Origin of the sequence: Tunturiibacter empetritectus (genome assembly GCF_013410875.1) — a bacterium.
Taxonomy (GTDB): Bacteria; Acidobacteriota; Terriglobia; order Terriglobales; family Acidobacteriaceae; genus Edaphobacter; species Edaphobacter empetritectus.
Genome location: NZ_JACCCU010000003.1, coordinates 532742 through 555155, shown reverse-complemented (window position 1 = coordinate 555155; position 22414 = coordinate 532742). Strand labels below are relative to the sequence as shown.

The 22414-nt window shown below is 60.0% G+C and carries 17 protein-coding genes; 4 read left to right on the top strand and 13 right to left on the bottom strand.

The window, feature by feature from the left end:
* Window positions 1-27: 27 nt before the first annotated feature.
* On the top strand, window positions 28-1554 hold the full coding sequence (gene amaB / locus HDF08_RS20145; protein WP_179640439.1) for an L-piperidine-6-carboxylate dehydrogenase: 1527 nt from the start codon (window positions 28-30) through the stop codon (window positions 1552-1554).
* 17 nt (window positions 1555-1571) lie between these two features.
* On the opposite strand, the gene HDF08_RS20140 is transcribed toward amaB, so the two are convergent.
* Complete coding sequence (locus HDF08_RS20140; RefSeq protein WP_179640438.1) at window positions 1572-2051, bottom strand: hypothetical protein; 480 nt, start codon at window positions 2049-2051, stop codon at window positions 1572-1574.
* Window positions 2052-2299: 248 nt separating this feature from the next.
* Here HDF08_RS20140 and HDF08_RS20135 point away from each other — a divergent pair, with 248 nt between their 5' ends.
* On the top strand, window positions 2300-3247 hold the full coding sequence (locus HDF08_RS20135; RefSeq protein ID WP_179640437.1) for a VOC family protein: 948 nt from the start codon (window positions 2300-2302) through the stop codon (window positions 3245-3247).
* Window positions 3248-3323: 76 nt separating this feature from the next.
* Here the strand turns inward: HDF08_RS20135 and HDF08_RS20130 are convergent, their stop codons facing one another.
* Complete coding sequence (locus HDF08_RS20130) at window positions 3324-4814, bottom strand: M20/M25/M40 family metallo-hydrolase (RefSeq protein ID WP_257031299.1); 1491 nt, start codon at window positions 4812-4814, stop codon at window positions 3324-3326.
* Window positions 4815-4978: 164 nt separating this feature from the next.
* Here HDF08_RS20130 and HDF08_RS20125 point away from each other — a divergent pair, with 164 nt between their 5' ends.
* On the top strand, window positions 4979-6526 hold the full coding sequence (locus tag HDF08_RS20125; RefSeq protein WP_179640436.1) for an alpha-amylase family glycosyl hydrolase: 1548 nt from the start codon (window positions 4979-4981) through the stop codon (window positions 6524-6526).
* Here HDF08_RS20125 and HDF08_RS20120 read toward each other — a convergent pair.
* The 11 genes from HDF08_RS20120 to HDF08_RS20070 all read right to left on the bottom strand — a co-directional run bounded on the left by HDF08_RS20120 (window position 6523) and on the right by HDF08_RS20070 (window position 19961).
* Complete coding sequence (locus HDF08_RS20120; RefSeq protein ID WP_179640435.1) at window positions 6523-7416, bottom strand: DUF4097 family beta strand repeat-containing protein; 894 nt, start codon at window positions 7414-7416, stop codon at window positions 6523-6525. The two genes, HDF08_RS20125 and HDF08_RS20120, sit on opposite strands and share 4 nt — an antisense overlap.
* Window positions 7417-7570: 154 nt before the next feature.
* Window positions 7571-8773 carry a glycosyltransferase gene (locus HDF08_RS20115; RefSeq protein WP_179640434.1) on the bottom strand — a complete coding sequence of 401 codons (1203 nt, stop codon included), beginning with the start codon at window positions 8771-8773 and terminating at the stop codon, window positions 7571-7573.
* A 170-nt stretch (window positions 8774-8943) separates the two neighbouring features.
* Window positions 8944-10116: a hypothetical protein gene (locus tag HDF08_RS20110; RefSeq protein ID WP_257031298.1), complete on the bottom strand. Its 1173-nt coding sequence runs from the start codon at window positions 10114-10116 to the stop codon at window positions 8944-8946.
* A 252-nt stretch (window positions 10117-10368) separates the two neighbouring features.
* Window positions 10369-11727 (bottom strand): DUF3300 domain-containing protein, encoded by a 1359-nt coding sequence (locus HDF08_RS20105; RefSeq protein WP_179640433.1) that lies wholly within the window; start codon window positions 11725-11727, stop codon window positions 10369-10371.
* Between the two features lie 624 nt (window positions 11728-12351).
* Window positions 12352-13338, bottom strand: coding sequence for an LOG family protein (locus HDF08_RS20100; RefSeq protein WP_179640432.1), 987 nt, complete (start codon window positions 13336-13338; stop codon window positions 12352-12354).
* Window positions 13339-13363: 25 nt separating this feature from the next.
* Window positions 13364-13699 carry a hypothetical protein gene (locus HDF08_RS20095; RefSeq protein WP_179640431.1) on the bottom strand — a complete coding sequence of 112 codons (336 nt, stop codon included), beginning with the start codon at window positions 13697-13699 and terminating at the stop codon, window positions 13364-13366.
* A 147-nt stretch (window positions 13700-13846) separates the two neighbouring features.
* Window positions 13847-15502 (bottom strand): AsmA family protein, encoded by a 1656-nt coding sequence (locus HDF08_RS20090; RefSeq protein ID WP_179640430.1) that lies wholly within the window; start codon window positions 15500-15502, stop codon window positions 13847-13849.
* A 140-nt stretch (window positions 15503-15642) separates the two neighbouring features.
* The gene (locus HDF08_RS20085; protein ID WP_179640429.1) at window positions 15643-16098 is read right to left on the bottom strand and encodes a recombinase family protein; all 456 of its coding nucleotides are present in this window, start codon (window positions 16096-16098) and stop codon (window positions 15643-15645) included.
* Window positions 16099-16454: 356 nt separating this feature from the next.
* A complete protein-coding gene (locus tag HDF08_RS20080) occupies window positions 16455-18248 on the bottom strand; it encodes a DUF255 domain-containing protein (protein WP_179640428.1) in 1794 nt (597 codons plus the stop codon).
* 202 nt (window positions 18249-18450) lie between these two features.
* Complete coding sequence (locus tag HDF08_RS20075) at window positions 18451-19272, bottom strand: DUF4139 domain-containing protein (RefSeq protein ID WP_179640427.1); 822 nt, start codon at window positions 19270-19272, stop codon at window positions 18451-18453.
* On the bottom strand, window positions 19269-19961 hold the full coding sequence (locus tag HDF08_RS20070) for a hypothetical protein (RefSeq protein WP_179640426.1): 693 nt from the start codon (window positions 19959-19961) through the stop codon (window positions 19269-19271). The genes HDF08_RS20075 and HDF08_RS20070 overlap by 4 nt, the downstream gene beginning before the upstream one ends.
* A 318-nt stretch (window positions 19962-20279) precedes the next feature.
* On the opposite strand from HDF08_RS20070, the gene HDF08_RS20065 reads away from it, so the two are divergent.
* Complete coding sequence (locus HDF08_RS20065) at window positions 20280-22349, top strand: ABC-F family ATP-binding cassette domain-containing protein (protein WP_179640425.1); 2070 nt, start codon at window positions 20280-20282, stop codon at window positions 22347-22349.
* Window positions 22350-22414 lie beyond the last annotated feature (65 nt).

The window sequence follows — 22414 nt, the reverse complement described above, 5'->3', positions numbered from 1 at the left end:
TAACTGCGAGAAGAATCAAGACAAACTATGACGATCCAACAAGAAGTAGAATCCATCCTCGCCGCGCTCGGCGTGCCCGTTGCCGCGATCACAAAAGGCGAGCTCACCGTCCGCACCCCCATCACCGGCGAGGTTATCGCGCAGGTTCCCACCATCACCGCCGAGGCCGCCCAAAAAGCTATTGTCCAGGCGCACGCCGCCTATCTCGAGTGGCGCAACGTTCCTGCTCCCAAACGAGGAGAACTCATCCGCATTCTCGGCGAAGAACTCCGCGCCAATATCGAACCTCTGGGCCGCCTCGTCACCATCGAAACCGGCAAGCTGCTCTCCGAAGGCCAGGGCGAGGTTCAGGAGATGATCGACATCTGCACCTTCGCGGCCGGACTTTCGCGCCAGCTAGCCGGACTCACCGTTCCTTCTGAACGCAGCAAGCATCGCATGATGGAGACCTGGCACCCCCTCGGCGTCGTCGGCGTTATCTCCGCCTTCAACTTCCCTGTTGCTGTGTGGAGCTGGAACGCAGCCCTCGCGCTCGTCTGTGGCGACTCCGTCGTCTGGAAGCCCAGCGAAAAAACTCCGCTGACCGCCCTCGCCACGCAAGCCATCTTCGAGCGAGCTGCAAAGAAGTTTGGCGGTACTCCGTCCGGCCTGGCGACCCTCCTCATCGGCGATGCGAAGGTTGGCGAACAACTGGTCGACAGCCCACTCATCCCACTTGTCTCCGCCACCGGATCGACTGCGATGGGCCGCGCTGTAGCTCCGAAGCTCGCCGCGCGCTTCGCCAAGGCCATCCTCGAGCTCGGCGGCAACAACGCAGCCATCGTCGCCCCGACCGCGGACCTCGACCTCACCCTCCGCGCCATCGCCTTCTCTGCAATGGGAACCGCTGGTCAGCGTTGCACTACACTGCGCCGCCTGATCGTCCACGAGAGCGTCTATGACAAGCTCGTTCCGCAGCTCAAGAAGGTCTACGGCTCGGTCGTCATCGGCGACCCAGGAGCACAAGGCACCCTGGTAGGCCCGCTCATCGACGAACGATCCTTCAACGCGATGCAGAAGTCGCTCGAAGAGGCTCGCAGCGCTGGCGCGACCATTACCGGAGGCGAACGCATCTCCACCCAGATAGACAACAAGCAAAACCCCGCGGCATTCTACGTTCGCCCCGCCCTCGTCGAGATCTCGTCCCAGGCTGAGGTGGTCAAGCGCGAGACCTTCGCTCCCATCCTCTACGTCCTCAAGTACACCGACTTCGCCGGTGCGCTCGCCCTGCACAACGATGTGCCCCAGGGACTCTCGTCGTCGATCTTCACTATGAACCTCCGCGAGGCCGAGCTCTTCCTCTCAGCCACCGGCTCCGACTGCGGCATCGCCAACGTCAACATCGGCACCTCAGGTGCGGAGATCGGCGGAGCGTTCGGCGGCGAAAAAGAGACTGGAGGCGGACGCGAATCCGGCTCCGACGCGTGGAAGCAGTACATGCGTCGCGCCACCAACACCATAAACTACGGCACCGATCTGCCACTGGCGCAGGGAGTCAGCTTCGACATCAGCTAGCCGTCTGCAAACCGAGGTCAGGCCGCAAGTCCCAGCGTCGAGTTGATCGTCGCCAGTGCCGCCTTCTCCTCCTCCGAGACCAGAGTGCCGCCGAAGCCGAGAAAGCCGCCCTCCTTCGTAGCCTCCGCGGTCGCTTTGGCGACTCCCGCCAGCCACTGCTTCACCTCGGTTGCTTCCTCAGGCGTGGCCTTCTGTGCCAGCAGATCGGAGGTCCGCTTCAGGATCTCGGTTGCCGCCGCCTGCACCTGAACAGGGGTTGCGCCTGCTGGCGGTTTCGGAATCGACATCTTCTGCGTCAGGTCTTGCGCAAGATCCTTCAGCAGCGGAGTCTGCGCTGATCCCGCTGCCTGGATAATCATCTTGCCTGCAGCCGTTGACTCCTGAACAAGGCCAATGGGACCGCTGGGGCTCGCTGCTACAACCAGAATGCTCGCCATAAACGGAGAGGATCGCAGAAGATCCCACTCATCAACGCTGAAATCTGCTCTTGTGCTCATTGAAAGTCCAGCCTTCTGCCCCTTGCATCACGCGGAGTCTCCGCAAGGACTTTTGGGATTCCGACAGCAAAAAGACTGGCCCACCAATCACCGCCGGACCTTGAGGCTATCGAGCCGGGTGATCCATGTCAATCGGGCAAAGGTGAATTTTAGAGAAAACAAAGAACGAGTTCGTGCCGGGTTGGCCTTGTTCTAATCCATTATCGCAACGATACGATGACTCCGAGGAGAGGACTATCATCAGTCTGATGAATCGAAGCAAAAGACCAGTGTTTCTCGTCACCAGCTTCTTAGCCTGGACCCTCGCCGTTTCGGCTCAAACCGCGCCCGTCCGCCCCCGCATCCTCGACATCTCGCACGTCGGTTTCTTCGTCTCCGATCTTCCAAAAGCGCTCGACTTCTGGCAAGGTCTTCTCGGTTATGACGAGTTCTACGATCTCAAGAACCCAGATGGCACCGTCCACATCGCCTTCATAAAGATCAACGATCACCAGCATGTCGAGCTCTTCAACCAGCAGCCACTGACAGACTCTGGCCATCTCAACCACATCGCCTTTACGGTTTCAAATGCTGAGCAGATGCGACGTTACTTCGCCTCTCGCGGCGTTCCGGTCGACAGCAAAGTCAGCAAAGGCAAGACCGGCGACCTGAACTTCGAGATCAAAGATCCCGACGGCAATCTCATCGAGTTCGTCGAACCCCAGCCGGACGGCATGGAGGCTCGCAACGCCGGCAAATTCCTGCCTGCAACGCGCATCTCCGACTCCATCTATCACCTCGGCTTTCTCGTCGGCAGCAGTGAAACGTCCATCAAGTTCTACGGCGACCTTCTCGGCTTCCACGAGTTCTGGCGCGGCAGCTCCAACGGAACACAACTAAGCTGGATCGACATGCAGGTGCCCGACGGCAACGACTACGTCGAGTTCATGCTCTACCGCGACCTTCCTGCACCCGATAAACGCGGCGGCCAAGAGCACATCTCGCTTCTCGTGCCCGACGTAGCAAAGTCCATCGCAACCCTCGAGGCTCGCCCCGCGTTCCAAACTTACGGCAAGCCCATCGCTCCACACACCGGCGTCAACGGCAAGCGCCAAGTCAACCTCTTCGACCCCGACGGCACTCGCGCCGAGTTGATGGAGTCCGACACCGCCAATGGCAAACCCGTTCCACCGTCTACGGCACCACCACCGCGCTGATTCCCTGACTCGCTGACTCGCAAAAAAAATGGCTGTAGCGGAATGACTCCGCCACAGCCATCTCTCTAAACCAAAGCTACTTCGCCGCTGCAGCGACCTTCCCCGCCAAGCGGCCATCCATATCCGCCAGCACATAAGCCACGACGGACAACATAGCCGCGCTCTTCCGAAACTCCTTCGGATCGACCTTATCCAGCGTGTCCGCCTCGGTGTGATGCCAGTCGAAGTAGTGCAGATCCTCGGTCCGCGGAGCCAGCGCAGGAACGCCGTCGTCGGTGAGCGGCTCGATGTCGGACCCGCCTCCGCCCGGCAGAACCTTATCCGCGCCAATCGGCCCCAGCAGCGAAGCGATATCCTGCAGCGCCGCAAACGACTGCTGCTGATCCGGGGGCAGCTTGCTCAAATCGAATGGCGGCGCACCCGGCATCAGCGACTCGAAGCCGCCATACCCTATCCCAAGTGGCTTTTCCGCGCCTTCATCCATCTCGATCGCCGCAACCTGTTCGCCGATCTTCGGGCCAATCATCTTTCGATACGCCTTCCCGCCCGCCTCGCCGTTCTCCTCATTAACCCAGAACACTATGCGGATCGTGCGCTTTGGCTTCAGCCCCAGCTTATGAATCAGCGTCACCGCCTGAAACGTTCCCATAATTCCCGACCCATCATCCTGCGCACCCTGGCCCACATCCCACGAATCAATGTGTCCGCCGATCACCACCACCTGTTCCGGATGCTCGCTGCCAACAATCTCGCCGATCACATTGCCGGCTTGCACCTCTGGCTCGATGTGCGCCTCCATCTGCAGATGCACCTTCACCGGCCCTTCTTTACATAGTCGCTCGATCATCAACGCGTCTTCTATTGAAATGGCGGCCGCAGGAATCTTCGTCACCTTCTCGTCGTAAAAGAGCGCGCCAGTATGCGGCGTCTGCATCGCCAACCCCGTAGCCGACCGCACCAGCACGCCCACCGCGCCCTTTGCCGCAGCCTTCGACGGCCCAATCGCGCGATACATCACGTTCACCCCATAGCCATGCCAGCCCGGATTGAACACGACGATCTTTCCCTTCACCTGCTCCGGCGTCATCGCATCCAGCGCCGCGAAGCTAGGGACAAACACCGCCTCAGCGGTAATGCCTCCCTTCGGCGTGCCCACGCTCATACCGAGCCCCAGCATGTGCAGCGGCTTGGTCACCGGCGCAACGATCGCACCCGACTCCTCCCCCCTCACCCAGTGCGGCACCATCACCGGCTGCACCGTCACGTTCTGCAGGCCGGCCTTACGCATCAGCTCCGCGCCCCATTCGACCGCCGTGTTCAGCTGCGGCGATCCGCTCAACCGCTTGCCGATGTGATCGCACAGATACGTCAGCGCCACATATCCATCGTCATCGGTCTCGCCTGCCTTCAAAATTCGATCCGCGTCTGCCTTGTACTTCGCCGCGAGCGGCCCATGGATGGCCGGCATCGACACTGGCGGCGGCGTATCCGGCGCGCCCATCTGCGCCAACCCCGACTGAACAAAAAACAGCGCAGCCCCCATACCAAAAGCGGCAAGACCTCTCATGCGAATCTCCTTTTATTTGCAGCGGATTCATTGACCATAAAACCTCGCTCCTCGAAACACAAGAAGAGGAGCAGCACTCCCGTCCATAAAGCTTGCCCAAAGCGGCGCATGCACCCCCCATCCCATTCCCCGGCCGTCTCGCGTAGCATCTCAATTACGAGCGCATGATCACCCTCCACCGAACTCCCCGACCTCTTCTCTCCTTCTGTCTCGCCTGCGCTCTCACGGCAGTCGCTCCCCTTGCCTCATCGCAGACTCTCGCGCGCCCCGGCTGGGTTGGCTCCGGCATCACCACCGACCTCTGGTGGCAGCGCGCCATCATCTACGAGATCAACCCCGCCGACTTCAGCCCGGCAGGAGACAGCCCCCTTCACGGCATCGTCCATCGCCTCGACTACATCCACTCCCTCGGCACCGACGCCATCCTTCTCACGCATCTCCAGTCCGACGCCACCCATGCCGAGACGATCGATCCCGCCCTCGGCTCCCTCGACGAGTTCGACGATCTCCTTCGCGAAGCCAGCAGCCGTCGCCTCCGCGTCCTGCTCGACCTCGACCCCGCGATACCCGCAGAGGACCTGCCCAACGTCGCCCGCTTCTGGCTCAGCCGCGGCATCGCGGGCTTTCATGTCAACGGCACCAGTGAAGCCGCCCACCAACAGGCTGCAACCCTCCGCACCACTACCGTCAGCTATCTCGGCCAACGCATCCTCATCGCCGATGCGGATCCCAACTTAGTCGCAACCGCCCAGCCTCAACCGCAGCCGCAGCCCGCCACCCGAGGCCGCCACCACGCACACTCCCGCTCACGGCGGCAAGCACACACTACCACCCAGCCACGCAGCACCGTGCTCGACACGCAATCCCCGCAGCTCCTGCTCGACGACCGCCTCGGCGCTATCACCCCACTCAACGCATCCACCATCCGCCCCCTTATCGACCGCCTCCAGGACATCCAGCAAGCCGGCCACAGCCTTCCGCTCCTCGCCACCGATGGCCCCACCTTCACCCGCAGCATGAGCCGCTACGCCGACGGCCAGCACGACCTCGCTATCGCCAAATTGGTCGCAACTCTTCTCTTTACCACCCGCGCCGAGTCGCTGCTCTACTATGGGCAGGAACTCGGCGTCCGCTCTGCCTCTCCCTCCAGCGCAGCCGCGCCGCTGATCGTGTGGGACGCGCCTCCGCCTCCTCCACCCGCCGCCCCTGCCAGCGAAACCTATGTCCCGTACAAGCCGACCACCAGCGAGACCTACGTCCCCTATAAACCACCTACAAGCCCGACCCCAATCCCGAACAAGCCTCCCACGACCACGGCCAGCACTTCACCCGATGCCACGCCGAACGCCGCTCTCGAGGACACCGATCCCGACTCTCTCCTCAACTGGTATCGTCAGCTCAGCGCGCTCCATCATGGCAACTCCACCCTCGCTTTGGGGACCAGCCTCACCATCAACCGCGACGATCAAAACGTTCTAGTGCTGATCCGCAAACCGAAGGTCGTCTCGGCTACTTCTCCGGTCATGATCCTGCTCTTCAACCTCACGGCGCATCCCGTCATCCTGTCGCTCAAAGCAGATACAACAAGGCTCGATCTGCGCGGAAGCTTCATCCGCTCCGTACTACGCTCAGACGACAACATCGGCACGATGAATCTCGAACAGATGACCCTCGCCCCATACGCCGCGTTCATCGGCGAACTCCGCTACTAGAGGGTTGTTATGCTGACGTTCCCATCCGAGGCGCGAATGCTGAACGGAACGCCGCCGTTATTCAAGTGCCCGTGCAGGTGATGTCCGCTCGACTCCCTGCTGTTGTAGTGATCCAATGTCAGCGGAAGCGTGCAGTTTAGATGTCCATCGCCGGTCGCCACATCCATATCCGCGGAGAGCGTCTGCGGCAGCCGGATAGAAACCCGTCCATCCGAACTCTTTATCTGCGAAGCACTCGTAAGCTGAGATCCAGGAGAAAGGGTGAAGTCCAGATTGCCGTCGCTGGTCTGCAGCTGAACCATCGTGAACTGTCCATCGATCTTCATACTGCCGTCCGAACCGCGAGCATCAACGGTGCCAATCGCATTGTGCAGGCTGACGCTGCCATCTGAGGCAACCAAGTGCACATCCCCTTTGATGTTGTTAAGCTCCACCGAACCATCGCCGGAGCGGACTTGAACCTTGCCCGTCAGATCCTGCGCAGACAGATTACCGTCCGCAACCTTCGCATCCAGATCCAGCTTTGCCGGAGTCTCCACACTTACCTTCGTTCTTCGACTCGCGTTCCATTGAACCCGGAAGGCGTGCGGTTTTTCTTTGATCGTGAACGAAACGTGATCGCCCTCCTGATGCTCCTCGATCACGTACTCGCTCAGGTTTTGCGTTGACTCGACATGAACTCTGATCTCCTTGCAGTCGCCGCATGAGTGGATCTCAAGGCCGCTGTCGCCCGTCTCCACCGTAAGCGAAGCAGTCCCACCACCCACGGCATAAACCTTCTGCCACTCGTGGTCTGAGCTCTGAGCAAACACCACAGTCGATGTGGAAGCGAGAACAATCGCCGCCACCGTAGCGGCGAATCCGATGGAAGGCGTAGCGAAAGACGGCATAGTAATCTCCTTGATTGCGAGAATGGCAAAGAGCAGTACGCGGAGGGGGCCGGCGCGGTTCCACGCCTGTTTGTTTTCCTCTAAGCTTTGTTTGCGTTGTCATGCTGGTCCCGAGCTTTGCCGAAGGGGAGTACTGTCACACCTGGCCTATCGCCTACGCCAGTTCGCCAATTGTCACACCAGCCCGGCGCACCGGCAGCAGCGTCTCGTAGCCCGCATACACACGGTCAAACACCGCATCCCAGCTGCACCCCAGCGCATACTCCCGCGCCTTCAGCCGCATTACCTCCAGCCGCGCCCTGTCTCTCACCAGATCCGCAACCGCTGTCGAAAATTGATCATCCTCCATTACAAATCCCGTCTCGCCATCCCGCACGATAAACTTCGGGCCGCCGTCGGGGGTCACCACCGCAGGCACACCGCTCGCCAGTGCCTCCAACACTACATTCCCAAAGGTATCGGTATGCGAAGGAAACACCAGCACATCCATATTTGCGTAAGCCTCTGCTAGCGCGGCCCCGCGCAACACGCCCGCAAACTCAGCGTCTGCCAGCTCCAGCCGCAACTCCGCCTCATCGCTGCCATGCCCGACGATCAGAAACTTCACGCCGCCCACTCCCATCGTCGCGAGCTCTCTCCGCACTCGCGTCAACAGCTTCACATTCTTCTCAATCGAAAGACGGCCCACATACCCCAGCACCACCGTCCTGTCGCTGGCCTCACGCGTACGGTGCGCAGGCGAAAACCACACCGTATCCACTCCGCGCTGCATCAGGTAGCAGGGCCTTCCTGTCGTCTTCTCCAGCATGCGGCAGAGCTCTTCGTTCGGCGCAAACAAGACCTTGGCCAACTGGTAAAACCGCGAAGTAGCCCACAACGCCCCCGCCTCCACGCCGCGCTCGGTCGTCGCGCCCGCCCGTGCCGACAACTTGCCGGTTAACCACCCCATTCTTCGTGCCGCATACTCATGCACATTCGTATGCCACGACGCCGCCAGCGGAATCCCCAGCTCCCACGCGAAGTACGCACCAAACATCCCCAACTCACTTGGCCCCGTAATGTGAATCACATCCGGCTGAAAGCGCTCCAACTGCCGCCGAATCGCTCCGCCGTGCCGCCAGAACAGTGTGTCGAACTCAAGGTCCTTCTCCATGCGAACCGATGTGCGACTTCGTTCCAGCTCCAGCGTCCTTAGCTCTCCCACCTGCTCGAACGCCCCCACCCGGCCGCCTGCGCGCACACACAGAAACGGCAGCTCATGGCGCTCCGCATACGCCACAAAGTTGCGGCTCGTATGCGCGACCCCATTCACCTCATGGAACGAGTCCGGAAAGTAGGCAACACGCGGCACCCGCATCGCTTTAGACTACCTCTCGTGCTCCGCAGTCCGGAAGTTTTTACCCAGAGAAAGACAAAGCCGACCGAAGGAGGCCCTATACCGATCGTCTACCAAGACCGGGATACAAGTCACGAAGTGACCGCCCCGCGCGCAGCGGGCCCGTCCGGCAGGACACCAGCCTCTACGCCCTAAGCATCCAGCTTAGCCAGCGTCGTCCGCATCTCCCCGCTGTCATTCCACGCCATCCGGAGCCCGCTCGAAACCGGCCCCGCGCCCATCATTCGAACCATCACCAGCACCGCCCGGAAGAATGCTGGAGCATGTCCGGTCGTCCATAGCCGCGTCATCGGCTGAATTACGCCTTCCGCGTCGGGATGGTACACCCGCTCATCCCACAATCTCGATCCCTCCGGAAAATCCGGATAGTTTCGAATCGCGTCCAGGGTCGACTGCAGAATCCTGTGCTTCCACGGTTCGGCATACTGCGGCATAAACAACACATGGCTCTGCCGCTCGCGCCTCACCTCGTGCACAAACTCGTTGAAGCTCGACGCCCGCGTCAGATTCACATTCGCATTCGGCTCAACGCCATGGCGATCGCCACCACTGATCACCAGCTGATTCCACTTCCCGGCAAGCGTGGAGGTCTCGCGATTCTCCTTCCAGTCGCGCAGCCCGTTCAACTCCAGCGCATGAACGAACTGCCCATTCACGGCCAGAAACTCATTCACCAGCACCTCATGCTTCTCCTTGCCCACACGATACAGATCCCACAGCGGGTGGTTGAACACAATCAACACTCCCGGCAGCTCATCGAGCTCCACCAGCATCTCCGTCAGCAGCTTCGGCGCACGGGTTGTGACCGGCATCGCGGTAAACGCTGCCATCCGCTCCATCCACTCCGCCCCAGTCGCGCTCGGAAGATTGTGAATCCCCAAGTGAAAGGCAGTCGCCCCAAACGGCACCGTCCACTCTACCGATACCGGAATATGCCGCGACGAGGGCACCGTCCGCAGCAGCATCGGAGCGTTGATGTCGTCGTGATCCGTAATCGAGACCAGCCCCTGAATCTGCAGCTTTTCTTCGATTTGCTTCCGCTCGAGATCGAACGCCAGGCTCGGCGTCAATGGCGGCGTCCAGTAAGCCCGTGCATAGTCTGGATCGATTCCAGTCAGCCGCTTGCTCCGCCGCTCGCCCCACCGCATAATCGGCTGCAGAAAGCTCCAATCCTTCGACAGCTCCGAGATGAAATCCAACGTCTCCTTCGACTGATTCGTATGGCTGTGTAGCGATACGCCGGTCAGGAAGCCCTTCGCCGCCTCCGGTTCCCTCCACAGGTACGACACGCTCGACTGGCTCATCGGGTTACCCCCCTTGGCTCGTAAGCCCTCAGGCTGCTTACGAGGGCAGTATCGAGCCACTATGTGACGAGGGTATGACTGCACCAACAATGCAGCTTCAAAATCCCTAAACCCAGTATCTACAATGATTCCCCAAAGGTTGTAGGCGGTCCCAGCGCATCCGGATTCCAGTTGCATCAGCGCAAAATCGCCCTGAATGGCGCAATGACGCAGACCGCCTAAACCTTCAATGGCGAGGCGCGACGATGCAAGTTAGTTTGGGCTATTGCCTGAACCTCTGTTCGACGGTGGCCGAGACCCCGACGATGGCCTTCCCGCCGACCTCGACTGTGAGGTGGGCCGGCTCTGGTTGGTCGGGCGACTTTGTTGTGTCGGCCGGGGCTGCGGCGTAGGTCTGCTCTGATTCGTAGGCCGGGGTTGTGTTGGACGAGGCTGCGGCGTTGGTCGGGTCTGTTGTGGCGGACGGGTCTGTTGCGGAGGCCTGCCACCCTGCCCCGGCTGAGAGGGACGGCCCACACTCTGACCGCCGCCCGGCCGGCTTCCATTCCCCGGACGACTTCCATTCGAACCACCAGGACGATTCCCCGGCGTAGTTCCTGGGCGATTCCCATTCGACCCGCCCGGTCTATATCCCGGAGTTCCAGGACGCGAACCTCCTGGCCGGCTCCCAGGCCCAGAGGTTGGGCGCCCCGGACGGTAACCCGGCTGACCATACCCGGGACGGCTGTACCCAGGCCGATTCGCCGACATCGGTGGCCGATAGTTCGACGGACGATATCCCCAGTTGCCGCCGTATCCTGGACGGCTACCGTAGGGCACCGGCCGTGGACGATAATAAGGCCGCGGCGGACGGTATCCGCCACGCCACCCACCCCAGGGGCCGTGGTTGTAGTAGATGCTGCGCCCGCCCCAGTTCCATCCCCAACCACCCCAGCCCCACGGCTGGTTGTTCACCAACAGCGCACCAATCCCGATCCCCACCCCAAAACCAATGAGCGACGCCGCCACCACACTGCCAGTACTTGGTCCCACATAAACGACCGTAGGGTCGTACTGCGGGATATACACCACTTGCGGATTCGTCGGCTGAATCACATAAATTGGCTGCCCCGAACTCTGCTGCACCTCCACCTGCTGCTGCGGCGTGCTGCGCAACGCTCCCGCCGTATAAGCCTGCGAACGCAACCGCTGAATCGACGCCGACACCTCCGCCTGATTCGACGACACGGCACTCCCGATCGCAGCATAGTCGTCGATGTTCTCGGCCATCATCTCGATCACGGATGGAAAGCTGGTAAGAGCAATAAAGGCAGGGTCGAAGCCGCTTTTCTGCGCCGCGTCCGTCAGCTCCGTTCCGCTTAGGTTCTTATTCAACGCCAGCCAGTTATCGACATCCAAAATCTCCTGAGGATTTGTCGAAGCCGTCGTAATCTGGGCCAGCAGCGAGTCAGGATAGAGCGCTATCGGCGCCAGCAACTGATCCAGCTGATCGGGCGTTGGAGGAGGAGGCGCTGGAGCAGTCGCTTGAGCGAGAAGGGTAGCCCCGAAGCTTTGGAACATCAACACTGCGACGAGAAATAGAGCGGCAGGAACACTTGGTTTCCGTTGCATGCAAGACCTCGTACAAAGATAGGTGCCGCGAACGATCGAACGAACTTCTTCAAGCTTCAGCCAGAACAAGATCCTATCAGAGCATCTACAAGAAATGGGACGTTGATAGCTCTCAGCAATTAGGGTGACCGCTATCCCAGAACTGGTTCATATCTGTAACGACTGAGTACCAGCCTCTTTCAAGGCGTCGCACGGAAACTACTTCGCAAGGAATACCGGCTATTTTCGCAGGCGTTCCGACGGTGTTTATTTGGGGCAAAGAATCGGCCGGATCGTATACGACATATCCCATCCAATCACCTACGGGAGCACCGCCCCATCCGTCCCCATACCATTCAGCATGGTGGACCTCTGTAGAGGTGCTCGAGGACAACATCACGTCTCGTTTATACTGCCGCGACCAAATAAACCAGTAAACGCGGGAACGTAATCCATGCGGAATGTCGATGAACGTTAGAAACGAGATGACACCTAGAAGGACAGTAGATGCACCGACCACAAATAGGAGTTTGCGATATTTTCCGTTCACGCCATCTGTCTTTCTCAAAGGAGCAACAGCGAAATACAGGTTTAGTTTATTGGTATTCAGTTTCAAACTGAGGCACAACCAAGCTACGGCCTCATCTACCGGGTCTTCGCGATATCCGGCCCCATCATCTCCTGCACGCTGGGTGCCGGATGATCTGGAATCTCCTGTTTCTCCAGCTTCGTCTGCTCCCGTTCATAGTCCGACTCGAGATGATTCTCCGTCAGCCCCTTCTTCAGCAGCTCAAACGCCTGCTCCGGCGTATCCGCAAACTCAAACAGCTCCAGGTCCGCCTGCGCAATCGCACCCTTCGCCGCCAGCAGCTCCAGGTTAATCACCTTCTTCCAATAGCTCGACCCATAGATCACCACCGTGATCTTCTTCGCCAGCTTCCTCGTCTGCGCCAGCGTCAGCAGTTCGAACATCTCATCCAGCGTCCCAAAGCCGCCCGGAAAGACCACCAGAGCCTTCGCCAGATAAGCGAACCAGTACTTCCGCATGAAGAAGTAATGAAAGTCGAAGCTGAGCGCCGGCGTAATGTAAGGGTTCGGATGCTGCTCAAACGGCAGCTTGATATTCAGCCCGATCGTCTTGCATCCAGCCTCATACGCCCCGCGATTGGCCGCCTCCATAATCCCCGGCCCGCCTCCCGAGGTCACCACAAACCGGTGCCGCCGCCCCGGCAGCGTCTTCGACCACGTAGCCACCATTCCCGCCAGCCGCCGCGCCTCCTCGTAATACTGAGCCATCTCCACCGCAGCCTCTGCCAGTCGCAGCTTCTGTGCACTGGCCTCTCCGCTGGCTATCTCCTCTGGGCTCGCCGGCTGCTCATCTTTCGGCGCCGGCTCGCTCGAACCCGTATTCGCCAGCAGCTCCAGCTCCGAGCTCGCCACATCCAACGCCCGAAACCGCGCCGAGCCAAAAAAGACAACGGTGTCCTGAATCCGCTCCCGGCGAAACCGCGCCATCGGCTCCTGATACTCCGCTAGGATCCGCAGCATCCGCCCATCCGGCGAGTTCAAAAACTCCGCATTCTCATACGCCAGCGGAGCCTGTTCCAGCGTCTCGGGCACCTTGGGGTTCATACGCTCTCACTCACCTTCAAGTCGCTCATCCCCGGTAGTCTCGGTAGTGCACCGCCTCGGAGATGCCGATCCAGACATCCAGCAGCCCCAGCCCGGAGATCATTCCCCGCACCGCGCCATTATGCAATACCGCCGCCAGCCACGGCCGTGCCAGAATAAACTCGTTCCGGTCCCATATCCGCGTCCACCACGGCAGCACCATTACCAGCACGCCCAGGTACACACAAAACAGCACCAGCACAAACAGCGACAGCCGCTGCAGCCATACCGGCGCTGATCTCTTTGCAGGTTCTCCCTGATTCACCGGCCGCTCTTCCAACGCCGGTTCAGGATTCGGAAATAGTTGTGGCTGTCCGGACATCAAACTCCGCATCAAACATTCTGCGCAAAAACTCTTCTGCTCGAATAACTCTCTAGCGAATAACTCTCCAGTCTGACACTAGCAGAGCGCTTCGTCCTTGTCTCTCCAACAGAAGCATCATCCCAGGCTCCTCCAGCCTCACTTCGCTCATTTTGCGGGAGTTGGCAACCCAGCCGGAGCCCGCGTGTCGTGCGGAAAATCCAACCTCAGGTCATACGTCGAACGCGTTCCCGTCACCTTGATCGGCAACTCCAGTCCCGCGCCATTCTTCTTCAGCATCTTGTCGAACGGGCTCAGCAGCAGACTCTTCCACCCGGTCGTCATCTGCGACGCCGTCGCCTGGGTCCTCACCTTCCCATGAAACTCAAACGTGCTCGGAACCAGCTGCATCTGCCCGTCCGCTAACATCTGCGCCCCAGGCATCTGGTAGTTCAAGTCCTTCACATCGAGCACCGCATTCGCGATCGAAAACTTTCCGCTCAGCGCAGAACCCACCACCGCCGCCTCCTGTGCGTTCGCCTGCTTCGGCTTTCCCTGCGCCCTCATGCTCAGCGAATCCATCTTCGCCTGCATCTCCGGATTGTTCAGCATCCCATCCTTGATCGCAAACGTGCCCTCCAGCTTCATCTTGCGCGAAACACTCACCGGTCCAGCAGGATCGAAGAAATGCACCTTCGCCACAAGCGCCCCGCGCATCAGCGGCGGGTTCGACTTCAACGAAAGGCTCAAAATATCCTCAAGCCGACCCCTCTCAATCACAACACTCAGGTCGGTATTATGCCCCGGCACTCCCTCCGCTCGCGTCACCGCTCCACGCGCCGTAATCTCCGTCCTGCCCAGCCGCGCCCGCACCGGATCCAGCCACGTGTCTCCCGTCGTGCCATCCACGACCGCATGAAACTCCGTATGCAGGGGCATCGCATGATCGCTGATGTCCAGGCGAAAGTCCGGAGTCTCCGTCGTTCCATCTGCAGTTAAACTCCCCAGCGTCCCGCCAAACCTCCCCGTCGAAGACAAAGTCCCACCCAGCCCATGAATCGAAGACAGGTCCGCATGAGTGAACTCATAGTCTCCGTCCAGCGGCGTATCCCGCGGATTATCACCCTGCCACGGCCCAAAGTGCCCCGTCGACCGCACCTCTCCCACCGGCTTCGGATTCATCAGCATCGCTGTGTAGCCCAGCGGCTTCTTCGCACCCACGTCGGTCAGCACTACGCTCTTGATGGCAAACTCCAGTGGCTTCTTCCCCGGCTTGCTCGTCTCGAGAGTCACCTTCGCGTCTGTGCACTCAATCCGATCCACCACAATCCCCAGCGCCGACTGCCCCTTCCGCCTCGGATCATCCGGCTCCCGGGCACCGCGATCCCCCTTCGGCGGAATATTCACCCGCAGCCCCTGCACCTTCACCGTGACCAGCCGTGTCGTAGGCCGCAGCAACTCGCGCCATCCCGTCCTGAACTCAAACCGATCAACCTCCAGCATCGGCGGCGCATTCGGCCTCGCATCCGGCTTCGTCGGTCCCGCCAGATACAGAATCCGCAGCCCTCCACCGGTCACTATCATGTCCCTGGTCATCGAAAGCTCAAGCTGATCCAGCTCTACCGGGCTGTGAAACCGCGCCGAGAGTGTCTCCACCACCTTCTTGCGCAGCATCGGCTGCATCTGCCTTAGCCCCCACTCCACCGCCAGCGCGGCGGCAAACCCCAACACGACAATACCCGTTCCCACCCAAAGCAGCCATCGTCTTTGCCACCATCTTGGGCAGTCCTTTAACTCAATCGTCTCTACTGCTTCTTCGCTCAATCTATACTCCTGGAGCTTCCATGCTACCCGTCTCGCACCGTGTCGTTATCGGTTAGACGAGCACACCCCCACGAAAGCCCCACAACGAGAGTTGAAGCGAAGAGTCTAGCAACGGTTAGGTCAGCAACGCCAACGACGCGCTAAATCCCCTCGGTGCTCCTGAATTGCGACAGCCGCTTCTCTCGCCCCCTCCACTCCTCGGACGAAAACAGCCGCGGCCCCACCTCGATCAGCCGCGGCATCATCTTAAACACCGCCACCCTGTTCCACGACCCGCCATTGCGCATTCGAAAGCCCTTCTCGTTCAGGTCGCTGACGATGCTCGCATACGAAAAGTCCTGCCCCAGCAGCTCCATCATCAACATCAGCGTCTGGTTCTCCCTTGGGTCCACCTCCAGCCGCGTGCAGTCCTCTGAGATCCGCAGCCCATAAGGAATCTCCTCTCGAAACGCGCCCTCCGTCGGAGCCTCCTGATCCGGCAGCTCCCGCCTCCACTCCATCGACACCAGTTGCCATCCGGCAGCCGTCCGCTGCCTCATCATCTCCGGGCTAAACGGCCCCGAAACCACATCCCTAACTCGTTCGAAATAAGCCATACCAGCCTCCGCAATCGAGAACTCCGCTAAGAAAAAGATGCAATTCCGCAGCCAAACTTTCGTTTGACCTCAAAAAGCCTAACTCTTGCCAACCCAGAACATAACAGAGAAGCGACCAGCAACATCCTCTCTCACCACTGTCCAAACACACGAAACACTGTTCGTTTTCGAACTGCTTGGAAGGGTGCCCTGCGCGGGCGGCGGTCACTTCGTGACGCGTATACCGGCTTCGCCTCGGACCTCCCGATGGTCGGCAAGAGATCTCCTCGCGACCAACGGGAGCGCCACCCGAAGGGGTATACACGTCACGAAGTGACCGCACCGCGCGTAGCGGTCCCGGCCGGAAGGCCACATCCCTACCGCTGTACCTGAAGTTGCGCCCGCTGAATCTTGGCCCGAACATCCTCCCCGCGAAAGATTGGCGACGAGCAAGCCTCTGCCGTACAAAGAAACAGCGCCGCCCGCTTCAACGGAGGATACGCAACGCTGGTCGGCAGCGGCGCCGGGTCCGCCGGATCGCGTATCTCAATCACCTCATGCGAAGTAATCGAGCGCAGCGCAGCCGCATGCAGCGCCATTACCTCAGCACTCGCAGCCGAGCCAACCACAGTGACGTGAATCGGAGCCTCCGTCATATCCTCATTCGCAAGCAGAACCCCAGCCGACAGCGGCTGCAGAGCAACCGACTCCGCCGCAATATACCGCATCGCCTCCGCAGCAGTAGCCCGAAACCGATCCTCTCCGGAAGCCACAGCAAGCGCCGAAGCGAACCTCACCAGAGCAACATTTTCATCCCGATCAGGATGCGGCCGATACGCAGCATCGGTCGGCGTCTGGGCCGTAACAAATCCCCTACCCGCCGCAGCCGGCGCAAAGTGTGCCGCGATGTACTGCGCCGCTGCTCCGGCAACCTTCAAATCCCCGCGATCCCCCGTAACGTTATAGAGCGCCAGAAAAGCCTGCCCCATCGCCAGCGTATCCCCAAGATAAGGCCCAGCCGCATCCACATCGTCGTGCCGAAAGCCTCCCCCCGGCAAACTCCGGTGCACCACAATCCATCCCGCAGCCTTCCGTGCCTGAGCCAGCGCAGACGCGTCGCCGCTGGCGGCATAGTAATCGCATAGCGCACTGATCAGCCACCCATTCTCGCGAGCATAAACATGCGTATCCACCCGCGGAATACCCTGTGCCCGCCGCGCCGCATCCGAGAGTTTGAAATAAGCCTCATTCTCCTGCCCATCATGGAGATCCGCATCCTGCGACACAAAAAATACTCCCGCCGAAGACGCAGTAAGAAAACTTGTAACGTAACCATGCACAGATTGCGCAGCCTTGAGATCCTCCGGATTTTGCGTCTGCGCAAACGCGAGCGAATACTCCCTTAGCGCATCCGCCTGGATCGAGATCAGCTTCTCAAAGTGCGGCTCCGTCCAATGCCGCCCCACCGAATACTGGTACATCCCACCCCAAACCGGGTCCAGCAGGTTCGTCGCATCATGCAGCGTATCAGCCGCGCGCTTCGCATACTCCGCGTTGCCCCGCCCGCCCTCCCGCATCGCATACTCCACCGACTCTTCATCCAGATATTTATGAACAAACCCCCACCCGCCAATGGGCTTGTCATACTGCTTCTCATACTGCGCCTCAATCCTCGCTATCAGCGCTGGCCTGATCGCCGAATCCGAAGCCGGCCGAAACGCAGCTTCCCTCTCGATGCTCGGCCCCGGCGAAGGATCGTCAATGATCGCCTGCAGCATCGACGACATCAGCCGCGGCGGCAGATACCCCTGCCGCTTCACAATCTCCGACCCATCCGCCGCAAACACCACAGTAGCGGGCCACCCGTAGTCCTGATACCGGTTCGAGATATCCGGCCGCGAGTCCTGATCCACCTTTACCAGTACATACCGCTGATTCAGCAGCCGCACCACCGCCGGATCGCGATACGTCACCTCATCCATCACATGGCACCAGTGGCACCACACCGCCTCCAGGTCCAGCAGCACAAACTTATGTTCCGTCCGCGCCTCTGCAAACGCTGCATCCGACCACGGCTGCGAATGCAACGTTGTCTGCGCCGCAGGAGCCGAAGCCCAACCCGAAACCGTAATCGCCATCAAGTAGAGAAGGACTGCCGAACGTAATCGCATAGTCACTCCAAGTACGAACCGCAGCTCTCAAACGGATTCTTCGTGCGCCCTGCGCAGGCGGAGGTCCTCCCGCTGGTCGGCACGAAACCCAGTTCGCAACCAACGGGAGCCCCAACCCAAGGGGTATACAAGTCATGAAGTGACCGCCACCCGCGCAGGGCGCCCGTCCGGCAGGACTCACGCTTCTCCATGCAATCTCGCTCTACCAGCTATAGTGCACCGTATAGGTCAGGATCGCTTCGCCCTTCGCTGGCACTGTCACGGGGAAGTCGATCGTGGAGCTGTCCCGTTTGGTGAACTCAGAAGACTTCGCGGTGATCTCCCAGTTCTCTCCGCGGCCCATATGTTCCACGGTGTTAATTGTCACGAGCTGCGCCTTCTGATTTGAGAGCTTGATCTCAAAGCTCTCATCCATCACCCGCTTCATATTGTCCACCTTGAAGTCGGTCTGACGCCGCGCAGCAGTCAGGTCGAAGGCACTCCCGCTAATCACTTTGAACGTCTGCTCAGCCGGCGTGTGCAGGATCATGTTCTCTCCCACAAACTGCATCTGTCCGCCGGTGTCGCGCCGATAAAGACGCAGGCGACCTCCAGGCAAGGGCATCCCAAGATGGTTCGACTCAGAGTTCTTGATCTCCTCGAAGATCGAAACGCGGGTGTTGCCGGAGTTTGAAGATCCGATCTGATCGTTATGGTATCCAGGATAAAAACCCTGTGTAACCGGGCCGTTCCCTTCAAACTGATACGTGCGCCGAACGGTCACATTCGTGGCCTCGAGAAACTGCACCTGCTTGGTCTCTTCGTTACGAAGTGAGACCGTGCGATGCAGATCGTACAGATGAAAATCATCGAACGCTTTTTGCGTGACCTGCGGACCTGCCGAAGCCAGAATCATGGCGTTCTGGTTCATAGCCATCGCAGCCCTGTCACGGGCCCGCAGATCCTGGATCTTCGCCACATCCCCCGCCATCAACTGAATCGTCGCCTCAGGAAAGTCAGTCCCCGTCTTGTTTTCGATAGTCACCCAGCCGATAATCTCCGCCAGCTCCGGCCCCGTCGTATCGGCTGTCTCGGCACCACCACGTTGTAGGTGGCCTGCCAGTTCATCCCATGCGTGATGTAATCGAGCTCCGCAGAAAACCGCGCAGCCTTCTCGTCATCGATCTGCCATCGCAGCGTAGGCTTCAACAACAGCCCGTCCGTCGTCGCCGGAAACACCGGTACTCCCGGCATCGAAAACTGCATCTTCCCGCCAACTTCGATCAATGGCTGGTTGTACGGATATCCATTCGCCGCCTGACCGCCCGCGCGAATGATCCGGCCCTCTACAGTTCTCGCCGGAATCACCCGTTGCTCACCCGTTGCACTCTCCATCACCTGCGGTCCCTGGATCTGAAAATCGATCGTCTTGCCCTCATACTTCTCCATCATCCACTGCTGGTCCACCACCGCCGCGTCATAGTTCTGCTCCGCCACATGCACCAGGTTGCGTCCGCTCGGGTCGCGAAGCACCACCGAATCCGGCTCAAGCTGTCCGGTCACATTCGTCGTCAGAACCTCGTTCGTTCCTGCATGAAGATCCAGCGGAACTGTCGTCCGGGCAACCGCAAAGTCCTGGTTGTAGATGGTGAGCCGGGTCGGCGCGGTCGTGGGCTCTTGCGCCACGACGTAAGAGAAGGCAAGCAGAGGCAGAAAAGCGAAGCATCGAATCATAAACAGTCCTTTGAGCAAAAGAATGCGTATCAAGAACATCGTGTTAGACGGAGAAGAGCGACAAACCTGGAAAACATATTTCTGTCCTGCCGGACGAGCGCCCTGCGCGGGCAGCGGTCACTTCGTGACGTGTATACCGGTCGTGGCAGGATGATAGACATAGGGCCTCCCGCTGGTCGGCGCTATCTTTTCCTTCGAGCATCACGAGGACCACCGCAATCCCTTCACCCAAACAAGGTATACAAGTCACGAAGTGACCGCCCCACGGTAGTGGGCCTGTCCGGCAGGACACACCCACCAATGAGAAAATAGAAACAAATGCTCCAACTCTCAGCAGCCGGCAAACGCTTCGGCCAAAAACTCCTCTTTGAAGACGCGAACTGGCTCATCAACCCAGACGAGCGCACCGGCCTGGTCGGCGGCAACGGCACCGGCAAATCCACCCTCCTCAAGATTATCGGCGGCATCGAGTCCCTCGACTACGGCGTCATCACCCGCAACAAGGGTGTCACCCTCGGCTACCTCCCGCAGGACGGCCTCGCCCTCCGCGGCCGCACCGTCTTCAGCGAATGCCTCTCCGTCTTCGACCACCTGCACGAGCTCGAGCGCGAATCCATCGCCCTCACCACCACGCTCTCCGAAGCCGACCCAAAATCGAAGGAGTACGCCACCGCCGCCGAGCGCTACTCCGATATCGCCGACCAGCTCCACGTCCACGACATCTACAACCTCGACTCGCAGGTAGGCGCGGTCCTCGGCGGCCTCGGCTTCTCCAAAGAAGATTGGGACCGCAACACCGAAGAGTTCTCCGGCGGCTGGCAGATGCGCATCGCGCTCGCCAAGCTCCTCCTGCAAAAACCCTCACTCCTCCTACTAGACGAGCCCACCAATCACCTCGACATCGAATCCCGCAACTGGCTCGAGAACTACCTCCACGACTATCCCAACGCCTACATCCTCATCTCGCACGACCGCTACTTCCTCGACGTCACCGTCAACAAGACCGTTGAACTCTGGAACAAGCGCATGCACACCTACCATGGCAACTACGAGAAGTACGTCGCGCAAAAAGAAGAGCGCCGCACGCAACTGATGTCCGCCTACAAAAATCAGCGTGACCGCATCGACGCCCTCGAAGCCTTCATCAACCGCTTCCGCGCCCAGGCCACCAAAGCAAAGCAGGTCCAGTCCCGCATCAAGGAGCTCGAAAAGATCGAGCGCATCGAAGTCCCCGAGGACGAGTCCACGATCCACTTCTCCATCCCGCAGCCCCCGGCCAGCGGCCGCACCGTCATTGAGGTCTCCAACCTCACCAAGGTCTACCCCACTCCCACCGGCGGTGAAAAACTAATTCTGGACAACCTCAACTTCTCCATCGAGCGCGGCGACCGCATCGCTCTCGTAGGCGCAAATGGCGCAGGCAAATCCACCCTCATCCGCCTCCTCAGCCGACAGGAAGAGCCCACCGCGGGCACCATTCGCGAAGGCCACAACGTCCTCTCCGACTTCTTCGCGCAGGACCAGTACAAGGTGCTCGACCCCGCCGCCGGCATGCTCGACGACATCAGCGGAGCCGCCCCCAAAGTCCCCGTCGTCGACCTCCGCTCTCTCCTCGGCTGCTTCATGTTCTCCGGCGACGACGTCTTCAAAAAACTCGGCGTACTCTCGGGCGGCGAACGCAACCGCTACGCCATGGCGAAGATGCTCGTCTCGCCCTCGAACTTCCTCCTCCTCGATGAGCCCACCAACCACCTCGACCTCCGCGCCAAAGACGTCCTGCTCGACGCCATCCGCAACTTCACCGGCACCGTCCTCTTCGTCTCGCACGACCGCTACTTCATCGACGGCCTCGCCACCCGCGTCTTCGAGGTCGAAGACCGCCGCCTTCACATCTACCCCGGCAACTACGAGGACTACCTCTGGCGCAAACAGGGCGGCCCCGAAAAAGTAACCGAACAGATTACAAACTCCCTCCCTCCAGCCCGGCCCGCCACAAATCCGGGTGCCCCATCCTTCACGTCTTTTGTGAAGGGTGGGTTATCGAGCGAAGCTCGATCGTCATCTTTCGAACCCGCTACAGATCTGGGTGCTCCACACATCGACTCTGATGTGTGGGCACCATCCTCCTCTGAACCCACCATCCCAATCAAGCGTCTAAACCCCATCAAACTGAAGCAGCTAGAAGACCGCCTCCGCCACGCCGAAGAAGAGATCCCCCGCCTGGAAACCCTCATCGCCGAAGCCGAAGCCCGCCTCGGCAACTTCACCTCCGCAGAGCAATCTCAAAAAGACGCCGCCGGCCTCGACGCCCTCCGCACCAAACGCACAACCCTCCTCGCCGAGTGGGAAGAACTCTCCCTGACCCTCGAAGAGCAGCAACTCGCCTGACTTGACGCCGCCCCCGACTGCCTGGCGCCACTTCGAAATTCCGTGTGCTAATCTAATCGCGATTT

What these genes read in the sequence shown, in the direction of transcription:
- HDF08_RS20130 (WP_257031299.1), bottom strand. Translation starts at nt 4,814, where the DNA reads ATGAGAGGTCTTGCCGCTTTTGGTATGGGGGCTGCGCTGTTTTTTGTT.
- HDF08_RS20065 (WP_179640425.1), top strand. Translation starts at nt 20,280, where the DNA reads ATGCTCCAACTCTCAGCAGCCGGCAAACGCTTCGGCCAAAAACTCCTC.
- HDF08_RS20100 (WP_179640432.1), bottom strand. Translation starts at nt 13,338, where the DNA reads ATGAACCCCAAGGTGCCCGAGACGCTGGAACAGGCTCCGCTGGCGTAT.
- HDF08_RS20125 (WP_179640436.1), top strand. Translation starts at nt 4,979, where the DNA reads ATGATCACCCTCCACCGAACTCCCCGACCTCTTCTCTCCTTCTGTCTC.
- HDF08_RS20135 (WP_179640437.1), top strand. Translation starts at nt 2,300, where the DNA reads ATGAATCGAAGCAAAAGACCAGTGTTTCTCGTCACCAGCTTCTTAGCC.
- HDF08_RS20115 (WP_179640434.1), bottom strand. Translation starts at nt 8,773, where the DNA reads ATGCGGGTGCCGCGTGTTGCCTACTTTCCGGACTCGTTCCATGAGGTG.
- HDF08_RS20070 (WP_179640426.1), bottom strand. Translation starts at nt 19,961, where the DNA reads ATGATTCGATGCTTCGCTTTTCTGCCTCTGCTTGCCTTCTCTTACGTC.
- HDF08_RS20105 (WP_179640433.1), bottom strand. Translation starts at nt 11,727, where the DNA reads ATGCAACGGAAACCAAGTGTTCCTGCCGCTCTATTTCTCGTCGCAGTG.
- amaB (WP_179640439.1), top strand. Translation starts at nt 28, where the DNA reads ATGACGATCCAACAAGAAGTAGAATCCATCCTCGCCGCGCTCGGCGTG.
- HDF08_RS20085 (WP_179640429.1), bottom strand. Translation starts at nt 16,098, where the DNA reads ATGGCTTATTTCGAACGAGTTAGGGATGTGGTTTCGGGGCCGTTTAGC.
- HDF08_RS20080 (WP_179640428.1), bottom strand. Translation starts at nt 18,248, where the DNA reads ATGCGATTACGTTCGGCAGTCCTTCTCTACTTGATGGCGATTACGGTT.
- HDF08_RS20110 (WP_257031298.1), bottom strand. Translation starts at nt 10,116, where the DNA reads ATGAGCCAGTCGAGCGTGTCGTACCTGTGGAGGGAACCGGAGGCGGCG.
- HDF08_RS20095 (WP_179640431.1), bottom strand. Translation starts at nt 13,699, where the DNA reads ATGTCCGGACAGCCACAACTATTTCCGAATCCTGAACCGGCGTTGGAA.
- HDF08_RS20140 (WP_179640438.1), bottom strand. Translation starts at nt 2,051, where the DNA reads ATGAGCACAAGAGCAGATTTCAGCGTTGATGAGTGGGATCTTCTGCGA.
- HDF08_RS20120 (WP_179640435.1), bottom strand. Translation starts at nt 7,416, where the DNA reads ATGCCGTCTTTCGCTACGCCTTCCATCGGATTCGCCGCTACGGTGGCG.